This is a genomic window from Odoribacter sp. AF15-53 (genome assembly GCF_003479425.1).
GTDB lineage: Bacteria > Bacteroidota > Bacteroidia > Bacteroidales > Marinifilaceae > Butyricimonas.
In genome coordinates this window covers 31,741-52,505 of sequence record NZ_QUHC01000001.1, presented here as the reverse complement: position 1 = coordinate 52,505, position 20,765 = coordinate 31,741, and the positions used below count along the sequence as shown (strand labels likewise).

Sequence of the window (20,765 nt, the reverse complement as noted above, 5' to 3'; positions counted from 1 at the left end):
TTAAATTCTAAATTATTCCTAGTGCATCTTTGTAAACGTCCTCGACCTTCAATGCGGCATTTTCCCATTTCAACTGGTTCACCTCTTCCAAACCTTCTTCTCCGGCCATTTTACCCAGTCCCGGATAAGATAATAAACCGTAGATCGCATCCGCCAACGCATCGACATCCCAATAATCGACCTTGATGGAATGTTTCAAGACTTCAGCCACCCCGGATTGCTTGGAAATAATCGTGGGAACACCCGCCCGCATCGCCTCCAACGGCGAAATCCCGAAAGGTTCAGACACGGAAGGCATCACGTACACGTCACTGTACAAGAACATTTTTTGTACATCATCCCCCCGCAGGAAACCTGTAAAGTGGAATTTCGTGGCAATCTTTAATTGCGCCACCCGACGAATGGAACGATTAAATAAATCCCCGCTCCCGGCCATGACAAACCGTACATTCGGATAACGTTTCAACACTTTGTTTGCCGCCTCAATAAAATATTCAGGCCCTTTCTGGAAAGTGATTCTTCCTAGGAATGTAACCACTTTTTCTTTTACCCCCCTTTCAACTTCTACATCTTCCCGGGTCTGGAAATCAACGGCATTATGAACCGTCACCACCTTGTCCGGATTAATCCCGTAACGATTGATCACGATGTTGCGCGTCAAGTTACTCACTGTGATCACCCGATCGGCAGCCTCCATCCCACGACGTTCTATATCATACACCTGCTGGTTGACATGCTCCCCGCTTCGGTCAAATTCCGTGGCATGTACATGGATGACCAACGGTTTTCCAGAAACTTTCTTTGCCACGATCCCGGCCGAATAAGTCAACCAGTCATGTGCATGGATAATATCAAAATCCTGTTGCGCCGCTATCGTACCAGCCACCATGGCATAACGAGCAACTTCCTCCATTAGGTTTGTTCCGTATTTACCGGAAAACTGGAACTTGTTACGGAAAGCGATATGCTCGGTATGCTCCCCCGTCTTGATCGTCTCGGTCACAGTTCTTTCGAAGGTTTCCGGGTCAAGATAGGGAACCAGATTCGAACCGATTTCCATAAAGTTTACATTCTGCCAGTACTCGTCCAAAGTAGAGTACTCGCTCATCATTTCAACATCACTCGCATTAATGATCTTCACTACGCTCTGATCTTCATCCCCCCCGGCCTTGGGCATGACAAACATCACCTTGACACCATGTTTCGCCAAGCCTTTCGTCAGACCGTAACTGGCCGTTCCCAAACCTCCTGCAATATGTGGTGGGAATTCCCACCCAAACATCAATACTTTTATGCTCATAATATACTATTTGATGTGGTCTCACATTTTCGTATTAGCTCCATGCTTCTCAACACCTCCCCGACACTCCAGGCTTGTGATATACATCCGTTCGGGTTATATGGAGGGTCGCCGTCGTACACTTCGGCAATCGAACACAAACCGTAAAGGGTCATATCTTCCTCGTATCCGGCCAGTAATTCTTTAGCTTCCGGCAAGAACTGCTTCCCGTAAAGCTTCAGGTTAGCCTCGATATAAGCCCCAATTAACCAAGGCCATACCGTTCCCTGATGATAGGCTTCATCCCGTCGATCCTGATTACCTTCATATTGCCCATGATAATTCGGATTCTTGGGAGACAACGTACGTAATCCCTTCGGGGTCAATAATTCCTTGGTAATTACTTTCAACACCTGTTCTTTCATGTCATCCGTGATCGGCGAATAAGTCAATGAACAAGCAAAAACCTGATTCGGTTTCACACAAAAATTCGGTCCTTCTTCATTCACGTAATCAGCTAGATAACCTTTTTCCTTACTCCAGAATGTATCAACAAATGATTTCCGTATGATTTCCGGCATATCTTTCCATTCCTTAATAAAAGCCTTGTCTTCTGCCTCTTCAGCCAGCTTCAACATATAACAAACCGCATTATACCAAAGCGCATTAATCTCCACGGCATACCCGGCTCTCGGTGTCACGGGAACTCCTCTTACGACAGCATCCATCCAGGTCAAAGCCTTGCCGGGTTGCTCGGCCCAAATCAAACCGTTCGGATCCATTCGCAACCCCGGATTCACCCCGTCCCGGAAAGCCATCAAGATTGATTTCATTTTATTACCGTAAGCCTTCCATATCGCTCCCGGTTCTCCTAACGCCTTGTCATACTCTTGCACGGCCCAGAAGAACCACATCGGAGCATCAATCGAGTTGTAAGCCGCCTTATCCCCTTTACCAATATTCGGGAATAAACCATTATGCAGTTGACGAGCCATCGTGTCAAGCACTTCTTTACAAGCCTTCAGGTCAAAACAAGCAGCTAGCGTCAAGCCCGGTAACGCAATAAACGTGTCTCGTCCCCACCGCCCGAACCAAGGATATCCGGCTACCACTTCCGTATCCTTGCCGTCATGCACGATAAACTGAGAGGCCGAATAAATCAGACAACTCTTGAAATCCTCCCGACTCATCCGTTTATCCCTCATCTGTTGGAATTTTCGTTTCAACGTGGAAGTCTTCACTTCCTCGGTAGAAGCCGAGAATATAATGCTCTCACCTTTCTTGATCGGAACCTCGAAATAACCGGGTACAAATAAATCTTCTTTATAATCATATCCCCGGTTTTTCTCTTCCAGATACTCTATATTATAATACCAATCAGGCACGGGAACAAACTCGTTAGCCTTACTTAATTGCATATTCAACGCCGGGAACCCAACATACATTTTGGAACGAATACCATTCTCCACGTGCTCATATTTCGTGTTGGCCATCATGTTTGCCTTACTTAAAGCATGCACGTTACGATATGCTAAAAACGGTTTCAAACGCAGATAGGTCTCCGAGTGCGCATCCTCCAAAGTATAACGAATCATCAACTGAGCCTCGTTATGTACCATCAGTATCTCCTTCTTTAACACAACCCCGCCAACCCGATAAGTCAGTGTGAACAACGGATCATACTCCAGATCCACTATATATTTATGCCCCCGGGGCTCGTAGATCCCCGGGTATTTATGAATCCCCAAATTAAATGATTGACCGTGTTGAACAATGGTCTCATCCAAGGAGGAAAGTAACACATGATTCTCTCCCCCGAACTCATTTATAGGTAATACAAGTAACCCGTGGTATTTCCTCGTGTTACAACAAACTATCGTTGTCGAAGAATATCCCCCGGCCCTGTTGGTCGATAGAACTTCTCTCTTCAAAGAATATTCCAGATTTACCAATTCTTCTTTGTTGAAATTCAAATAGCTCATAGATTAATTTTAGATTTAAGATTTTAGATTTAAGATTTCTATCTTACGATTATGATCTGGTTCCTACACACTATTCATAAATCGTAAATCATAAATCGTAAATCATTATTAAGAACGCTGTAATACAAATCCCGTCCTCGCGGGTATATACAAACTTAACTGCCCTCGACCCGGTGAAATATATCGGGTAAAATGCTCTATCTTTTCGTCAATTCGCCCCAAGCCATCAAAACTCTTGTTATCCGTGTCCAACACACTCGTGTATTTCCCGGAAGGAGCGTCAAAAGCATAATCAGGGAATGATTTCTCCGGATTGAAATTGAACACGAACAAATAATCACCACGTGTGAATATCAATACCTGACGTTCATTGTCTCGCACGAGAGGTTCCGGACGCCAGTGAAAAACACGGGTATCTGTCACCATTTGGATCATGGCTTTATCGAACACGTTCAAGAAACGGAAACGCAAACTTTCATCATCCAGCAAACTCCACAATCGTCGGGCATGCTCGTAACTCCAACCGTTACCTTCTCTTGGGAAATCAATCCATTCCGGGTGTCCCCATTCATTTCCCATGAAATTCAAGTAACCGTCAGCCGCCGTACCTATCGTGACCAAACGAATCATCTTGTGAAGCGCTATCCCCCGATCAATAATCACATTCTTGTCAAACACGCTCATCGACGTGTAGATTGCCTTATCCACCAAGCGGAAAAATATGGTTTTATCACCCACTAACGCTTGATCGTGACTCTCCGCGTAACTGATCGTGTGTTCCTCCTCCCGCTTGTTCGTCAGCTCGTAGAACAGATCACCCACATGCCACTCTTCATCCCGTTTATCTTTCAACAACTTGATCCAGTAATCCGGAGTTCCCATGTTCATCCGGTAGTCGAAACCTATCCCCCCGTCTTCGATAGGAGAAGCCACTCCGGGCATCCCGCTCACATCCTCAGCAATCGTGATCGCTTCCGGATCAACCTGATGAATCACCCGGTTAGCCAGCGATAAATAAGTAATCGCATTTTCGTCTTGATTTCCGTCGTAATACAAGCTGTATTCCGTGAAATCCTTGTTAATCCCGTGATCCCAGTACAACATACTCGTGATCCCGTCAAAACGATAACCGTCAAAACGAAATTCCTCTAACCAATACTTACAATTGGACAACAAAAAGTTCAACACTTCATGTTTCCCGTAATCAAAACACCGAGAATCCCACAAAGAATGATACCCTCTCTCCCCGGGATAAAAATACTGGTCATAACAACCATCAAAACGGCTTAATCCCTCTTCCTCGTTATTTACCGAATGAGAATGAACAATATCCATAATCACCCGAATCCCCATGCCGTGAGCCGCATCGATCAACGCTTTCAATTCCTCGGGAGTCCCGAACCGGGAACTCACGGCAAAGAAATTAGCTACCTGATAACCAAAGGAACCATAATACGGGTGTTCCTGCACGGCCATCAGTTGTATCGTATTATACCCCAGATCCACGATCCGAGGCAACACGAACAACCGGAATTCGGTAAAAGTCGATACTCTCCGATGCTCCGTGGCCATTCCGATATGAGCCTCGTAAATCAATGGATTCTCGGCCCGTTTCGGACGATCATGTCGCATCTGGTAAGGATTTTGCGGATCCCATACCTGCGCACTATATATTTTCGTGTATTCATCCTGTATAACCCGTCGCACGTGAGAAGGCAAACGCTCGCCGCTTCCCCCGTCCCATTCCACGAGCAAACGGTAAAGCATCTCGTGGACCAACACCTCTCGGGGTAACTTGATCTCCCAATTACCATCTCCCGCTTTCGTTAACGCGTAATCGGGATGCTTCCGCCAGTCATTAAATTCTCCTAATAAATAAATAGCCGTGGCATTCGGAGCCCATTCCCGAAAAATCCATCCGTCAATCGTTCGATGCAACCCATAATATAAATAAGAATTACACGAATCGGCCAAACGAGTCGCCCGATAGGTAAATTCCCGCTCCATCGCCAACATTTGCCGGTGCCTTCTTTCGATAATCCCCGCGAATGGCTTTAATAATTTATCTTCTTCTACGAGTTTTAGCATCATATATTAATTTTATTTCATTTGTTTTGTAATAATATAATTTTCCTTCAAATGAACAGTTTTTTTATTACGTTCCGGTTATAATACTATTACTAATCAGTTACGTAGAATCACGGCTTTTGTTCTATTTACAGGTCTAAAAATCTTCTCCTTTCTTGAAACGACCCGTGTAGTTTTAGTCGTATATGACTACATTATATTGATCTACAATATACAACTTTCGAACCACAATCCATACTTTTTCACCATAAATTTGTTAAACACATGAAAATAAAACAGATTTTCATTTATTTGAAAAATTCTTACCTTTGCCAACCTAAAATAAACGGATCATGAGCAAGATATTAGTCAACACGGCATATTTTCCCCCGGTTCAATACTTTTCCAAAATAAAGGAATGTTCGGAAATACTCATTGAACAATATGAAAGCTATGGAAAACAGAGTTATCGAAACCGTTGCGACATCATGACAGCCAATGGTATCATGACGTTATCCGTCCCCGTCGTCAAAGGTGCCTCCATAAAAATATTAACTAAGGACGTACAAATCGACTATTCCACGAATTGGCAAAAACTTCATTTCAAGGGAATCGAGTCTGCCTATAAAAATTCACCTTATTACGATTATTATATAGACAATTTTATCCGGTTCTTCGAGCGCAAAGAAAAATTTCTATTAGATTTTAATACCAAAATACTGAAAGAACTGATGGATAACCTACAACTCCAACATCCCGTTAAACTCACAGAAGACTACTACCCGGTTTACGATACTCACACTGACCTGAGAGATGTCATCCACCCGAAACCTTCCCGCCGACGCATGGAAGACACGTTCATTGCGAAACCCTATCATCAAACCTTTGCCGAAAGATTTCCTTTCGCCCCGAATCTCAGCATCCTCGATCTCCTCTTCAACACGGGCCCGGAAAGCCAAAACTATTTATAATTTTAATTTTAGATTGAGCTATTTACTTTGAGAATTAGTGTATGGTGCAAACTTGCTAACCTGTAACTTTTAATTCGCTTTGCGAATTAAAAAAACTGTTTCAGCACTTTCAACGTGTGAGTATATCGTTTCATTTCTTCATTGAATATACCGTGATGATCTATTTTATCCACCCGTACTTTCCCCGAAGCATGAATAATACGTCCCTGCTCCCACAAGATTCCCACGTGCGTGATTGCTCCCGAATTATCCCCGAAGAAAGCCAAGTCTCCGGATTGAGCCTCTTCCAAAAAGGATAAAGTTTGTCCCTCGGCAACCTGTTGCTCGATGTACCTCGGTAATGCCATTCCCGCCAAACGATATACCATTTGTACCAGAGCGGCACTATCCACCCCATTCGGCGTTCGTCCTCCCCAACGGTAAGGTGCATTATAAAACATCAAAGCGTATTGTATCAATAATTCCCGCAAGCTTTCAATCCCGACTTCCCGCAAGAAACCTCTCACAACATATTCCTCTTCCCCGATCATCAACTTTTTCGCGTAAGCGTCATAAAAAGGTAACACGCTACCCGCCACGATCATTTTATTTTCCCAATCTCCCTTTTTGACAACCAAATTAAATACCTCACTCATAATCAACTGGTCGGAAGCCCGATATCTCTCAACAAACTCCGTCCCCACCTCTTTGTACGATTTCCGGTCTATCCACCCACAACTACCATCGTGTAACAATCGGATATTAAGCCACTTATCCTCAAACTCCAACACCTCGTATACCTCCCCGAACAACAACTGAGAAACCATTTCGCTCCGCCCCGATTTTTCCCGTCGCATGGGGATAATACTTGAATCCGCTATACCAAAAGTCATACAATACAAAATTGAAAATTGAAAGTTACGAAAATAGACTTTTTTTATCTAACTTGCAATCGAATCCAATGATTAAAATTTAATCTGATTATGAAGAAGTTAGTCGTTTTAACAGGAGCAGGTATGAGTGCCGAAAGCGGAATTCGTACTTTCAGGGACAGTGATGGCCTGTGGGAAGAATACAACGTGATGGATGTTTGCACCCCGGAAGCGTGGCAACGTGACCCGGAACTGGTGAACCGTTTTTACAACGAACGCAGAAAGCAACTCTACGATGCAAAACCCAATGCCGGACACGACGGACTTGCCGACCTCGAAAAAGATTTTGATGTCCGGATTATCACGCAAAACATTGACGATCTGCACGAACGCGCCGGAAGCACGAAAGTCTTACACTTGCACGGAGAACTAAAAAAAGTGAGAAGCAGCAAGAATCCGAACCTGATATATGATCTCGACGGCTGGGAATTGAAATTAGGAACCAAAGCAGGAGACGGTTCCATCCTACGCCCCCATATCGTGTGGTTCGGAGAATCCGTTCCCAATATCGAACCGGCCATTGAACTCGTTCAACAAGCCGATATCCTTGTTATCATCGGAACTTCTTTAGCCGTGTATCCTGCAGCCAGCTTGCTTCACTACGCTCCTGCCAGTTGCCGCATCCTGTTAATCGATCCGAAAATACCGGAAAGCGTCAAGAACAGCAAAATCGAATTCATTGAAAAAGGAGCCTCCGAAGGCGTCAAAATCCTAAAAGAAAAACTGAAAAATAAATAAATTCAGTGATTTCCGATTAAACGATTCTGTGATTCTAAATCTCCTAATCGGAAATCATGAAATCACTTAACAGATCAGATCTAAAATCATAAATCTAAAATCTAAAATTAATTTATGTCTCGTGGTAAAAAGCCCTTGTTAGAAAACATTGAAATCAAAAAAATAGCAGCCGAAGGAAAATCGATCGCTTACGTGGACGAAAAGGTTCTATTCGTACCCAACACCGTCCCCGGTGACATTGTCGATGTGCAAGTCACCCGAAAACGTAAAAGCTTCTTGGAAGGTTTTATCGTCAACGTACGTAAGTATTCTGATATCCGAACAGAACCCTTCTGTACCCATTTCGGAGTGTGCGGCGGATGCAAATGGCAAAACCTGCCCTATCAACTGCAAACTGAATTCAAGCAACAGGAAGTCGTCGACAACCTGCAAAGAATCGGGAAAGTAGAACTACAAAACGTTGCCCCGATCATCGGTTCTCCCAAGACTACCTATTACAGGAATAAACTCGAATATACCTTCTGTAACAAACGCTTTCTTACCCGGGAAGAGATTGCGGAAGGACAAGACATAAACAGAACACCCGCCGTGGGATTCCATGTTCCGGGACTATTCGACAAAGTCATTGACATCGAGAAATGTTACTTGCAGGCAGAACCCTCCAATGCCGTTCGCAATTTTATCCGGGATTACGCGATCGTCCATGAATTAAGCTTTTACGATATCCGGGAACAAGCCGGATTCTTACGCACCCTGATCATTCGCACCTCTTCCACAGGAGAAGTCATGGTTATCGTCACGTTCGGCGAGGAAAACCGGGAAGCAAGAGAAGGACTATTACATGCCCTCGTGCAACGCTTCCCAGAAATCACCTCTCTGATGTATGTTATCAACGAAAAAATGAACGACACCATCACCGATCAGGAAGTCATCTGCTTTCACGGAAACGATCACATTTTCGAGCAAATGGAAGATTTAAAATTCAAGATCGGACCTAAATCTTTCTACCAGACCAACTCCGAACAAGCCTATAACTTGTATTCTAAAACGAGAGAACTGGCTGGACTCACGGGGAAAGAGATCGTGTATGATCTCTACACGGGAACGGGAACCATCGCAAATTTCGTGGCTCGCAACGCTCAAAAAGTCATCGGTATCGAATACGTGCCGGAAGCGATCGAAGATGCCAAAGTCAATTCCGCCCTGAACGGGATCGACAACACGTTATTTTATGCCGGAGACATGAAAGACGTCCTGAACGAAGAATTCATCCGACATCACGGCCACCCGGATGTAATCATCACCGATCCCCCACGTGCCGGAATGCATAAAGATGTCGTTGACACCATCCTAAAAGCCGCTCCCAACCGCATTGTGTACGTAAGTTGCAACTCCGCTACTCAGGCCCGGGACTTGAGCATCATGGACACCGACTACCAAGTCATGGCTGTTCAAGCCGTAGATATGTTCCCTCACACGCATCACGTGGAAAACATCGTCCTGTTGCAACACAGAAAAAAATAGAAATTCCTGACATAAAAAAACGAGATCCCAGAGGGTCTCGTTTTTTTATTCGTTAAAAATATCTATCCGTGAAATAACTTCACTTATTTCCGAGGATGCAAATACCAATCCGAATCTTCTTTACCATTCGTCTTCACCCAATTCAAAAAAGAGGGATAAAAAATATCGATACGTTTACTCTCCCTCAGAGGATCACAGAATGGTACTATAAAAGTATTCATAACTTCATCACTTTCAAAGACAAGGTTTATAGCGAACGGCATTTGTTGTCCATCCTCATCGTACGTGATATAATAAAGATTCTTATTCGGATCTGATTTATCATGTCCGTGTCCCAGATTCCCGTGATCCAACCTTTCAGTCGGACGCATATTCGTCAAATGCACCTCTTTATCATCAGAGGTCGTCGTGATAAAAGGATTATAGGGAGGTAACGTAAAGTCATCTTTAGCAATTCTACGTCCTGTATATTTAGTCGTAACCGTAAAAGACCCCTTCTCTTCTTGATTTGCATAGTCCAGCACTTTATTAGCCAACCGGATAGTAGCCTTATCCAATGTCTGATCAACAAAAGCTCCTCCATCCCCACCTAAAGAAGATGAAAACGTTACATTGACTTCACTTCGCATGGCATCCAATTGATAGGCAAAACTATTATTATAAGCAGCCCCCGACCACAAGATCGTATAGACATCCTCTGTCTGAATCACCTCATTCTTCTGATTATACCCAACGGTTGACACGTATTTTACAACCACATCATTCATATCAAAATCTCCCCGATACGGCCAAATATCCTCAAAAGTCAATATTCCCCGATAAGTCACCTTAGCCACAACCTCCGAATCATCCGGTTCTTCCGGTTTTACATCAGGAATATCCGGAGTAATCGCATCTATCGGATTCGACTTAATATAAAATACAACATCATTATAATCATAATCCCCATTCCAATCTTCAAAACCAAATAATACTTTATCCCCACTTCTAAACAACGCCACGTGTTCTCTTTTATCACCATTCAGCACTTTATCCGAATAAAAATGTTTTTTCTGAGTATTTATTCCACCACTTCCATTCACACAAGATTCATAACCATTATTATATATTACCCAACCAATAGATGTACCCTCAGGAAACTCTTCACCCATATCCATTCCATCTTTCCAATAATGTAACCGAACGCCTTCCCCTCTCTGTAAAGCGCCATTATTTCCTTTAGGATAACGCCCATGATTTTTCAATACTTTAGAATTCGGGAATGCTATTATAATATCTTTTATATCCGCCACGCTCTTTGGAGAATTGCCCGTCTCGTAACAATAATAAGCCAAAGTATTATTAGCAGAAGTATTTTCATCAATCAGAAAAAGATCTATATTCGCTTTTTTAGTTACATGAATATTACCATTCTTTATTAAATTCGGTTTAACACCTCCTCCTTCCGGTACAGCTTGATTAATCAAATTCAATATATCTTTCGAAACCTTGATATTGTCCCCAATTTTCACATAATCCGGACGCCCGTAAAGATCGTAAATTACCCCATTTAGAGCATACTCCCCTTTCGTATTTTTCCAATATCCCAAACGTTGTAATCCCCCCGTTTCATTATACACAGCATCTTTATAATCCTCATTCCCCGCACGGGCAAGTAAAGACCTTGCCCCGGAAACTTCATCGGGATACATCGTTTCGGACAAAACCCCATCACGAATCTCGGCAACCAATACACGGGGAACTCCAGCATAAGGACTATAAATGTATAAATACTGTGCTGTTGCAGGTACCACAATCTTATGACTATAACTTCCTTTCTCATCCGTAAACCCCACATCCACGGGATTCAAATCTCTTTTTACCACTTGTCCGTCTGCATCCAACAGTTCCGGATCTTGCGTGTATACCTCAAAATACACCTTATATCCCTCCGGGACATCATAATTTACATTCAACGTGTAGGACTCCCTTGTCGAGAAGTCAAACACGGGACCATCATTCACAGGCCCCTCCGGACTATAAACATCCTTCTTCGAGCAACCTGTCATCGCCAGTAAAATTATTGCCCAAGCAACACTCCCCAGCATTTTCAGCTTTTTACATACACCTGTATTCATAACAATTCAAATTTCACGCCAATATTTATACAAAGGTATGACATAAATTTCAAAAGTCATGCTACATAGATGCATTTTATCAAAACAAATATAAATTTAGATAAAACCATATAGATACCATTGGAATAATTATTCCAACACTTAACATACCGCCTTACCAAACATATCCACAATCTAGGGGCATATTTACGAAACCGATACTCATTAGAACATTTTATCGTCCAAAATTCGCAGAAGTTCCATATTAAAAAAGTGAGAATTAATCTCACTTTTCCACTTAAATCTTGATTTTCAGTTTCTGCCCCGGCTTCAAATTCTTTGCCGTCCGATCCGTCAATCCATTCCATTTCATGATATCACGATTAGACACTCCCGGGTATTTCTTAGCAATCGTCCAAAGATTCTCTCCACTTCTGATCGTGTGATACTGGAATTCGCCTTCGGCAAGAGGTTCAGTCTCCACCTCTGCATTAGCCGCAACACCAGCATATTTGGCATTTACCCTGGACTGATAGTAATCTACCTTATTTTGCGGCACGTAAACCGTGATCTTCTGACCTATATTAATACGATCCTTGGTCATCCCATTCCAATATTTCAAATCCGACAGGCGCACGTTAAACTTTTCCGCAATTTTCCCGATCACATCCCCACTCTTCACCGTGTAAACCAACTTGGCTTTATTACTCGGAGCTGCGTGGGCATGAGCGTATTTCTTGAAACGAGTCTTCGGGTCGGCCGTACGATCACTGTCATTAAAATAATAATTCCGATTATAAGCAAAAATAGTATCCTGCTTATCAATAAACTCGCCCACGTGATTGTAAGGCATTTGCAGGGCATAACACTTCCCAAAACCGGCAGGCACGATATCCGAGCGATATTGCGGGTTCAAATCCCGGATTTGTTCCACGGAAATATCCATCAATTTGGCGATCTGCTCGAAATGCAACGCATCCGAAATCATAATCGTATCGCACATCGTCGGCAACTCATTTTCCAACGGATAAATATTATGCTCCTTGTGATAATTAAACGTATACATGGCCGCAATAAAAGCCGGAACATAACCGCGGGTTTCCTTGGGTAAATGGAAATAAATATCCCAGTAATTCTTCTTGCTTCCGGAACGCCGGATAGCCTTATTCACGTTACCCGGCCCACAATTATAAGCCGCAATAACCAAAATCCAATCCTCGTATATCTTATACAAATCTTTCAGAAAACAAACGGCAGCCTCAGTGGATTTCACCGGATCACGACGTTCGTCGATAAAAGAATTAATCTCCAACTTGTACATCTTTCCTGTCCCGTACATAAATTGCCAAAGACCGCAAGCCCCCGCACGAGAAAATGCACGGGGATTCAAGGCACTCTCGATCACGGGCAGGAATTTCAACTCCTGCGGCAAACCTTCCCGATCCAGAATCGCTTCAAATATGGGGAAATAATAAGTACTCAACCCCAACATTGTCCCTACCTGAGCACGTCGTCTCACGGTGTATAGTTCGATATAATTCCGTACGATATCATTATACGAAAGCTTGATAGCCGAATTCAGGGTATCCAAACGATTTAAATAAACAGAGTCAGGCACAGCCGGTCCGGTAACCATTTCGGTAAGATACACGGAATCCACGTAATTCCCAGTTTCCAGCTTCGTCACGTACCATTTATTATACAACTCATCCAACCGTTCGATAAACGCTCCAGGGATAGAATCAGTCAACAACACCGGGGCTCCTAAATTTAAACGAGGATCACCAATTCTCACTTTCAAAGAATCACGATCACTCTCCCCATATACCATGTTAGAACATAAAATCACACATAACCATAAAAACACAAAACGCATGCTTCTTCCTTTAAAAATTAAAAGTTAATGTCAAACCCACGGTTCCGCCACTCACGGGCGTAAATCCGGTTGAAGGACGAAGATTAAGTGACAAATCTTCGTTAATCTCGAAATCGTAGAAGTGGGCAAATACCGTGGCGTCAATAATCTGAATCACGTATATAGCACCCGAAACAATATACAACAAGTCACGATTTCGTTTATAATTATCTTTTTTAGTCTTTAACTGTTCCTGTAAACGCTTCCGCATTTCCGGCTGAAAATTCTCTGCTGTCTTACCGGGCAACATCAATTTATCCCAACTTGCATTCGACGGATAAGGAGTGTCCGGATTAGCCTCCAGATCATTCAAGTAACCCGTGTAATCCACGAAAGCTGTTCGGTATTTCTTATAATATTTCATATTCCATGACAAACCGTAAACCGTGGCCCCGACCCCTCCATACAAAATTGGCAATTTCCACCACTGTCCGTTATAAATCTGTCCTGATCCCGGCAGGATCATGGCCATAATCGTTGCCCGATGCGGTGAATGAGGTTTTTTATTCTTTTTCCTCAACACCGATTTGGCTAACGCTTCTTCCTTTCCCGTGAATGTCAAAGAATCCGTCGCAATCAGCGTATCTCGTATAATTGTAGGGAAATCTGAACGATATTCCGATGCCGTCACTCCCGTACAAAACAATAAAACCGGGATAATCAAAACTATTTTCTCTAAAATCCTGCTCACTATAAAGTTTATTTCTTATCCATCTTATCCAGCAATTCCACAATACGTTCCAGCTCGCTATCTGATTTAAATGCAATCACGATCTTTCCCCGCCCTTTCTCGTTACGCTTCAAGTCAACCTTCGTGTCAAAATAACGGGACAGATGAGTCTGTAATTCCATGTAATCTCCAATAGGTTGCCGTTTTCGCTCGGCCTTCTTTACTTTCATCTCCTCGGGTTTCATCAACTCGCGAACAATCTCCTCTACTTTCCGCACCGAGAAATCGTATTTCATGATCTGTTCGAAAACCATGTACTGAGTTTCCTGATCTTCTATATTAATAATAGCACGGGCATGTCCCATACTGATTTTCCGTTCCTTGATCGCTAACTGAATTGGTGCTGGCAAGCGCAACAATCGCAAATAATTGGAAATAGTCGTCCGTTTCTTACCCACTCGTTCGCTCAGCGCATCCTGCGTGAGGTTACACTCATCAATCAACCGCTCGTACGAAATAGCAATCTCAATAGCATTCAAGTCCTCCCGCTGGATGTTTTCAATCAATGCCAATTCCAGCACAGACTCTTCTTCCACCTTACGAATATAAGCGGGTATCGTTTCCAATCCGGCCAACTTCGAAGCCCGGAACCGACGCTCCCCGGCAACAATCTCGTACTTCCCGTCCTCCACTTCTCTTACGGTGATCGGTTGCACGATACCGATAGCCTTGATAGAAGACGCTAACTCCTGTAATGCCTCTTCGTCAAAAACAGTCCTCGGCTGGTTTGGATTGGGACGAATATCACTCAACTTCAACTCTTCCTGCAATGCCGACGAAGCCCCGCCTCTCGGTTTCGCTTCCTCTGCCGCATCCGACAACAAAGCCCCCAAGCCCTTACCTAATGCACTCTTTTTCGCCATAAAACCCTTTCAATTTTAGATTTTAAATTTTAAATTTTAAATTGAAGAATCCGGAGATTTCAGATTTAGTGATTTCCGATTAGGCGATTCCCCCCGCCTCTCTCTTCCTTTATAATCACAGAATCGTTGAATCGGCAATCATAGAATCTTCGAATCTCTTTTCTCATTTTCAATTGTTTTGCGGTTTTTCTCTAGCAATTCGTTTGCCAGACTCAAATAATTCACGGAACCGCGACACTCGGCATCGTAAAGGATCACCGGTTGGCCATAACTTGGTGCCTCTGCCAACTTCACATTCTGTTGAATCAACGTGTCAAAAACCATTTCTTCAAAATGCTTTCTCACCTCGGCCACCACTTGATTAGACAGACGAACACGCCCATCGTACATGGTCAACACGAATCCTTCGATTTCCAAAGCCGTGTTCAGACGTTTCTGAATAATCTTGATCGTGTTCAACAACTTACCTAACCCTTCCAATGCAAAGTACTGACACTGTACCGGAATCATCACCGAATTAGCCGCAGCTAAAGAATTCACTGTCAACAGACCCAACGAAGGCGAGCAATCGATCAATATATAATCATATTCATCTTTCACTTTCGCCAACATTTTTGCCATCACGCTTTCCTTCTCCTCGAAATTCAACATCTCCAGCTCGGCACCCACCAAATCTATATTGGAAGGTAATAAAAACATATTTTCGATGTCGGTTTTCAAGATGGCTTCCTTCGGTTCCAACCCGTCCACCAAACATTCGTATATAGTCGCTTTTAACTCTTTCAAATCATATCCCACTCCCGTTGTCGCATTTCCCTGAGGATCTGCATCGACCAACAAAACCTTCTGTTCCAGAACAGCCAAGCTAGCAGCCAGATTCACAGACGTAGTCGTCTTGCCCACTCCTCCTTTTTGGTTCGCGATAGCTATTATTTTTGACATAAATCCACATTTTACGATTATGTGGTAAAAATACAATTAAAAAAGATACGTCCCCCATTTTTATTGAATTTTTTAATAACAACGGGTACTTTTTTACTAACAATAATTACCTTTACACCGGGAACTAATGAACAGGGGGAAAGATGAAAAAGAGCACGAAAGAAATTATAAATGAAATCAATACATTCCGGGATGAGGAGAAGGCCGTTTTTCTGCCTCGCTTTTTCAAAACAGGAAAAGGTGAATACGGAGAAGGCGACCAATTTATAGGAGTTGTTATTCCCAACCTGCGAATCGTCGCCAAGAAATATGCGGATTCGGATTTCGACACATTTCGGGAACTACTAGCCTCACCCGTGCACGAATATCGCATGACGGCACTTCTGGCTCTGACCTATTACTATGCCAAACACAAGGACAACACCTCCAGAGAGATTTGCGTAAATTTTTACCTAAGTCAAGTAGACGCTATCAACAACTGGGATCTGGTCGATCTAAGCTGTTACAAGATACTGGGACATTGGCTTTTCAATAAAGATAAACAAATTCTTTACGACTGGGCTCGGGAAAATCACCTTTGGAAACAACGTATCGCCATGATATCCTGCATGCATTTCGTTAAACAGGGAGAATTTAAGGATGCTCTTGCAATAGCCGACATTCTTCAACACCATCCCCACGATCTGATCCATAAGGCCGTAGGTTGGATTTTACGGGAGATCGGAAAAGAAGACGAACAAGTCCTGACCGACTATCTCATCCCCCGCTATAAACAAATGCCCCGTACCATGTTACGATACGCCATTGAACGTTTCGAGGAAGAAAAACGAAAAGCCTTTTTAAATTCAATGATTGCCGATTCAACGATTCTGTGATTATGAAAAAAAGGGTGAGGTGTGTGAGAGAATCTCCTAATCGGAAATCACTAAATTTGAAATTTCTGGCTTCTTCAATTTAAAATTTAAAATCTAAAATCATAAATTACTCCATGATCAGTTTTTTACAAGTCGATAATCTAAGCAAACGTTTCGGAGAACAACTCTTGTTCGAAAATATCACTTTTGGAATAGGAAAAAACCAAAAAGTTGCCTTGATCGCAAAAAACGGTATGGGAAAATCCACCCTATTGCGAATCATTGCCGGAAAAGATTCAGCGGACACGGGTAGCGTTATTTTCAGAAACGACATATCTATCGGTATCCTGGAACAAGACCCGGAACTCGACCCAGAAAATTACGTGTTTGAAGAAGTTTTCAACTCGGAAAACCCCATTCTGAAACTAATCAAAACATACGAACGAGCCGTGAAAGACAACGACTCCACGGCCCTCGAAGTACTTATCCCCCAAATGGATGCGATGGAAGCTTGGGATTACGACACGCAAGTGAAACAAATCCTGTCGGAACTCAAAGTAGATAAATACAGTCAACGTATCAAGGAACTTTCCGGGGGACAACGCAAGCGAGTTGGGTTGGCAAAAATCCTGATTAGCAACCCCGATTTCCTGATCCTCGACGAGCCGACCAACCACTTAGACGTGGAAATGACCGAATGGCTGGAAGAGTATCTCGACAAGACGAAAGCCACGTTACTCATGGTCACTCACGATCGCTATTTTTTAGACCGGGTGTGCGATAAGATTATCGAGATTGACGATTTCGGTTTATTCGCTTACGACGGCAACTACTCCTATTACCTCGAAAAAAGAGACGAACGGATAGAAGCCCGCAACGCCTCGATCGACAAGGCCAAAAACCTATTACGCACCGAACAGGAATGGATGCGCCGCATGCCTCAAGCCCGAGGTCATAAAGCCAAATACCGTATCGATAATTTTTACAAAATCAAAGAAGTCGCATCACAAAATACAACCGAGCAACAACTGGAACTTGATATCAAGGGACAACGTCTTGGAAAAAAGATTCTCGAACTGGAACACGTGAACAAGAGTTACGGAGATCTTTGCGTGTTGCGAGATTTCTCGTACAAATTCGTCCGGGGTGAAAAGATCGGGATCATCGGGAAAAACGGTGTGGGTAAATCCACGTTCCTGAACATCATCACCCGTCAGATCGAACCGGATAGCGGGACGATCGAAATTGGAGAAACTGTAGTTTACGGCTATTACAAGCAAGATGGAATTACATTCAAGGAAGACGACCGCCCGATTGATATAGTAAAGAATATTTCCGAAAAAATAGACCTCGGTAATGGCCGGATCATGTCGGCCTCGCAATTCTTGGAATACTTCCTTTTCTCGGATAAACTGCAATATTCTCTCGTGGCAAAACTCAGCGGGGGCGAACGACGACGGCTATACCTGTTGACCGTGCTCATGAGTAATCCCAATTTTCTAATTCTCGACGAACCAACCAACGATCTGGACATCATGACGCTAAATGTGTTGGAAGACTACCTTAAATCTTTCCAGGGATGCCTCATCACCGTGTCACATGACCGTTTTTTCACGGATAAAGTCGTCGATCGAGTATTCGCATTCGAAGGTGATGGCATCGTCAAAGATTTTCCGGGTAACTATACTCAATACAAAAACAAGAAAGAGGAAGAAGAACTTTTTCGTAAACAAGAGGAGAAAAAGCTCCCCGTTGCCCCTAAACCCGTAAGGGAAAAAGAGAAAGTCCGCAAACTCACGTTCAAAGAGAGACAGGAAATGCAACAACTGGAAACCGAAATGGAACAACTGAACACGGAAAAGACAGAACTGGAAACTGCCTTAAATTCCGGCACGTTGGGAACAGATGAACTCGTGAAATCATCACAACGTATAGCGGAAATTATCAACCTGTTAGACGAGAAAGAGATGCGCTGGCTGGAACTAAGTGAAATCGAGTAATTCCCGATGTTCAACACAAATATCTAAATATGAGAAAATATTCCTAAAAAGATCATTGAGAATTAAGTGCATTATGTATCTTCATACATATAGACACAAACGTTCAAAAATAATCCTACAAGTTCGAAATGACCTCAAAATCTTCATCTAGTTTCTATCCTAATAGAAGATAGATAGAAACTAGATGAAATAAAGATAGAAGCTAGAGTAAATAAAATATCTGCATTTTTCTTCCTTTCTATTGTTATTAATCTTTCTTGAAAGAGGCATTTTCATTTGCTTCTCTACCTAAAGCTTCCGACTCTTCTTTTATCTCATCCATGTAATTTGCCAGATTATCCCGGGCATCATCGTCATTGTTCTCTAAAATATCACCCAGGGCATTCGTGTAAGCACCTTGCAATTCCGCATCTTCTTCCGGGGTCAAATGCTTTTTCACGTCAACATTCTCCTTTTTCGACGGGTTCTGTTTTTGTTCCTTTTCTTTCATGGCAATTCAATTTCTAATTATACCGGATGAAACGAAGCTGACAAGAAAAAGTTTTGCGACCGTCAATTAAATAACCACGGTAAAGGTCGTTTCTTTCCCCTCGATAGAAGAAACTTTCAAATTACCGCCATGCATCCGCATGATTTGACGGGACACGCTCAAACCGATACCGGAACCTTCTTCTTTGGTCGTAAAAAAAGGTACGAAGATTTCGTTCATGATTTCCGGGGATATACCGGGACCGTTATCATTCACTTTGATCATCACTTTCCCATTTGGGGCATGTTCCACCGAAAGCATGATCCGGGCATTTGATCGTCCTCGCAAGGCGTAGAACGCATTTTTCATCAAGTTTAGCATCACCTGTCCCAACAGGTTTGGGTCGGCAAACACTTTCAGATCCTCGGGTTCTATATGAACTTCCACCTTGACTTCCGGGAAATTGGGTTCCATGCTACTGAGGATAATCATGCGTTGAATGAATTCGTTCAAATTTATCAATTCCCGTTCGGGGTGAGGAATTCGGGTGAATTTCCGGTACGATTCCACGAAAGAAATCAGCCCTTTCCCGGTTTCGCTGATGACTTTCAACCCGTTTTCCGTGTTGCGTTTTAATTCCTCGCGGGAATTCCCCCGATCGGCATGCATGGCTAATAAGGTATCACTCAACGAAGTTACCGGGGCTATCGAGTTCATGATCTCATGCGACAATACCCGGATCAAACGAATCCACGAATCAATCTCTTTTTCATCCAGTTCGTTCTCGATATCGTTCATCACAAGCAGAGTTATCGGTCTATCCCGTAACAGGATACGGGATGCACTAACCAACAACTGCACGGTTTCCCGTTCATTCGTGAATGTCACTCTCCGACTCTCTCCGGGGCTGATCTCCGCCACCAATTGTTTCAATACCGGTGATACCCGTTCCAGTTGATTGACATGAGTGAAAACTTCCAAACCGAGTAATTTCAAGGCAACCTGATTATTTTGCGTCACGAATCCTCGATCGTCCAACGCCACGATACCCGAACTCACGCTATTAATGATCAATTCATAGAAGCGTTCCCGTTGCTGGATTTCCAGACGGGTATTCTGCAATATCTCCTTGATCCGGTTCAGCATACTATTCAGAAAACGTTCCGAATGGCTACCATCCTGTTCTGGAAAACGAATAGAATAATCATCATTTTCCAGAGCTTGGAAGAAGTAAGCCAATTTCCGATTCACGGAACGGATGCTCCACACGATCCCGATACAACACCACACGCCAAGAACTGACGTGATAATCCCCAACATCCATTCCTCCTCCGACACCAACCAACAGGTGCCTGCGACAGAAGCGATCAAGAGAATCAAATACGCCAAAACTCGCAAAGTGATATTCCGAATCATATAGCTAT

The 20,765-nt window shown here is 43.1% G+C and carries 16 protein-coding genes; 5 read left to right on the top strand and 11 right to left on the bottom strand.

The window, feature by feature from the left end:
* Positions 1-7 precede the first annotated feature (7 nt).
* From DWW52_RS00195 to DWW52_RS00185, 3 genes are all read right to left on the bottom strand, one after another.
* The gene (locus tag DWW52_RS00195) at positions 8-1,294 is read right to left on the bottom strand and encodes a glycosyltransferase family 4 protein (protein ID WP_370449477.1); all 1,287 of its coding nucleotides are present in this window, start codon (positions 1,292-1,294) and stop codon (positions 8-10) included.
* Positions 1,295-1,296: 2 nt separating this feature from the next.
* Entirely contained in the window at positions 1,297-3,261 is a 1,965-nt protein-coding gene (locus DWW52_RS00190) for an amylo-alpha-1,6-glucosidase (RefSeq protein WP_118713451.1), read from the bottom strand.
* A gap of 108 nt (positions 3,262-3,369) precedes the next feature.
* A complete protein-coding gene (locus tag DWW52_RS00185) occupies positions 3,370-5,352 on the bottom strand; it encodes an alpha amylase C-terminal domain-containing protein (RefSeq protein WP_118713449.1) in 1,983 nt (660 codons plus the stop codon).
* A 329-nt stretch (positions 5,353-5,681) separates the two neighbouring features.
* Between DWW52_RS00185 and DWW52_RS00180 the strand changes: the two genes are divergently transcribed.
* Positions 5,682-6,299, top strand: coding sequence for a WbqC family protein (locus DWW52_RS00180; protein ID WP_118713447.1), 618 nt, complete (start codon positions 5,682-5,684; stop codon positions 6,297-6,299).
* Between the two features lie 86 nt (positions 6,300-6,385).
* On the opposite strand, the gene DWW52_RS00175 is transcribed toward DWW52_RS00180, so the two are convergent.
* A complete protein-coding gene (locus DWW52_RS00175) occupies positions 6,386-7,171 on the bottom strand; it encodes a C40 family peptidase (RefSeq protein WP_118713445.1) in 786 nt (261 codons plus the stop codon).
* A 90-nt stretch (positions 7,172-7,261) separates the two neighbouring features.
* Between DWW52_RS00175 and DWW52_RS00170 the strand changes: the two genes are divergently transcribed.
* Positions 7,262-7,948 (top strand): NAD-dependent deacylase, encoded by a 687-nt coding sequence (locus DWW52_RS00170; protein ID WP_118713443.1) that lies wholly within the window; start codon positions 7,262-7,264, stop codon positions 7,946-7,948.
* Positions 7,949-8,062: 114 nt separating this feature from the next.
* Complete coding sequence (gene rlmD, locus DWW52_RS00165) at positions 8,063-9,472, top strand: 23S rRNA (uracil(1939)-C(5))-methyltransferase RlmD (RefSeq protein ID WP_118713441.1); 1,410 nt, start codon at positions 8,063-8,065, stop codon at positions 9,470-9,472.
* A gap of 83 nt (positions 9,473-9,555) precedes the next feature.
* On the opposite strand, the gene DWW52_RS00160 is transcribed toward rlmD, so the two are convergent.
* From DWW52_RS00160 to DWW52_RS00140, 5 genes are all read right to left on the bottom strand, one after another.
* Positions 9,556-11,589 (bottom strand): LruC domain-containing protein, encoded by a 2,034-nt coding sequence (locus DWW52_RS00160; protein WP_118713439.1) that lies wholly within the window; start codon positions 11,587-11,589, stop codon positions 9,556-9,558.
* Positions 11,590-11,866: 277 nt separating this feature from the next.
* Positions 11,867-13,444 carry a lytic transglycosylase domain-containing protein gene (locus DWW52_RS00155; RefSeq protein ID WP_118713437.1) on the bottom strand — a complete coding sequence of 526 codons (1,578 nt, stop codon included), beginning with the start codon at positions 13,442-13,444 and terminating at the stop codon, positions 11,867-11,869.
* A gap of 10 nt (positions 13,445-13,454) precedes the next feature.
* The gene (locus tag DWW52_RS00150; protein WP_233556610.1) at positions 13,455-14,174 is read right to left on the bottom strand and encodes a DUF5683 domain-containing protein; all 720 of its coding nucleotides are present in this window, start codon (positions 14,172-14,174) and stop codon (positions 13,455-13,457) included.
* An 8-nt stretch (positions 14,175-14,182) separates the two neighbouring features.
* On the bottom strand, positions 14,183-15,076 hold the full coding sequence (locus DWW52_RS00145) for a ParB/RepB/Spo0J family partition protein (RefSeq protein ID WP_118713435.1): 894 nt from the start codon (positions 15,074-15,076) through the stop codon (positions 14,183-14,185).
* Between the two features lie 138 nt (positions 15,077-15,214).
* Positions 15,215-16,018 (bottom strand): ParA family protein, encoded by an 804-nt coding sequence (locus tag DWW52_RS00140; RefSeq protein ID WP_118713433.1) that lies wholly within the window; start codon positions 16,016-16,018, stop codon positions 15,215-15,217.
* A 143-nt stretch (positions 16,019-16,161) separates the two neighbouring features.
* Here DWW52_RS00140 and DWW52_RS00135 point away from each other — a divergent pair, with 143 nt between their 5' ends.
* Positions 16,162-16,893 carry a DNA alkylation repair protein gene (locus DWW52_RS00135; RefSeq protein WP_118713431.1) on the top strand — a complete coding sequence of 244 codons (732 nt, stop codon included), beginning with the start codon at positions 16,162-16,164 and terminating at the stop codon, positions 16,891-16,893.
* Between the two features lie 113 nt (positions 16,894-17,006).
* The gene (gene abc-f / locus DWW52_RS00130; protein ID WP_118713429.1) at positions 17,007-18,872 is read left to right on the top strand and encodes a ribosomal protection-like ABC-F family protein; all 1,866 of its coding nucleotides are present in this window, start codon (positions 17,007-17,009) and stop codon (positions 18,870-18,872) included.
* 247 nt (positions 18,873-19,119) lie between these two features.
* Here the strand turns inward: abc-f and DWW52_RS00125 are convergent, their stop codons facing one another.
* Entirely contained in the window at positions 19,120-19,362 is a 243-nt protein-coding gene (locus tag DWW52_RS00125) for a hypothetical protein (RefSeq protein ID WP_118713427.1), read from the bottom strand.
* Between the two features lie 66 nt (positions 19,363-19,428).
* A complete protein-coding gene (locus DWW52_RS00120) occupies positions 19,429-20,757 on the bottom strand; it encodes a PAS domain-containing sensor histidine kinase (RefSeq protein ID WP_118713425.1) in 1,329 nt (442 codons plus the stop codon).
* Between the last annotated feature and the right edge of the window lie 8 nt (positions 20,758-20,765).

Bases quoted from the DNA above. Each gene is read 5' to 3' on its own strand.
- rlmD (WP_118713441.1), top strand. From the start codon at position 8,063: ATGTCTCGTGGTAAAAAGCCCTTGTTAGAAAACATTGAAATCAAAAAA.
- DWW52_RS00185 (WP_118713449.1), bottom strand. From the start codon at position 5,352: ATGATGCTAAAACTCGTAGAAGAAGATAAATTATTAAAGCCATTCGCG.
- DWW52_RS00120 (WP_118713425.1), bottom strand. From the start codon at position 20,757: ATGATTCGGAATATCACTTTGCGAGTTTTGGCGTATTTGATTCTCTTG.
- DWW52_RS00180 (WP_118713447.1), top strand. From the start codon at position 5,682: ATGAGCAAGATATTAGTCAACACGGCATATTTTCCCCCGGTTCAATAC.
- DWW52_RS00145 (WP_118713435.1), bottom strand. From the start codon at position 15,076: ATGGCGAAAAAGAGTGCATTAGGTAAGGGCTTGGGGGCTTTGTTGTCG.
- abc-f (WP_118713429.1), top strand. From the start codon at position 17,007: ATGATCAGTTTTTTACAAGTCGATAATCTAAGCAAACGTTTCGGAGAA.
- DWW52_RS00125 (WP_118713427.1), bottom strand. From the start codon at position 19,362: ATGAAAGAAAAGGAACAAAAACAGAACCCGTCGAAAAAGGAGAATGTT.
- DWW52_RS00155 (WP_118713437.1), bottom strand. From the start codon at position 13,444: ATGCGTTTTGTGTTTTTATGGTTATGTGTGATTTTATGTTCTAACATG.
- DWW52_RS00170 (WP_118713443.1), top strand. From the start codon at position 7,262: ATGAAGAAGTTAGTCGTTTTAACAGGAGCAGGTATGAGTGCCGAAAGC.
- DWW52_RS00160 (WP_118713439.1), bottom strand. From the start codon at position 11,589: ATGAATACAGGTGTATGTAAAAAGCTGAAAATGCTGGGGAGTGTTGCT.
- DWW52_RS00190 (WP_118713451.1), bottom strand. From the start codon at position 3,261: ATGAGCTATTTGAATTTCAACAAAGAAGAATTGGTAAATCTGGAATAT.
- DWW52_RS00135 (WP_118713431.1), top strand. From the start codon at position 16,162: ATGAAAAAGAGCACGAAAGAAATTATAAATGAAATCAATACATTCCGG.
- DWW52_RS00140 (WP_118713433.1), bottom strand. From the start codon at position 16,018: ATGTCAAAAATAATAGCTATCGCGAACCAAAAAGGAGGAGTGGGCAAG.
- DWW52_RS00175 (WP_118713445.1), bottom strand. From the start codon at position 7,171: ATGACTTTTGGTATAGCGGATTCAAGTATTATCCCCATGCGACGGGAA.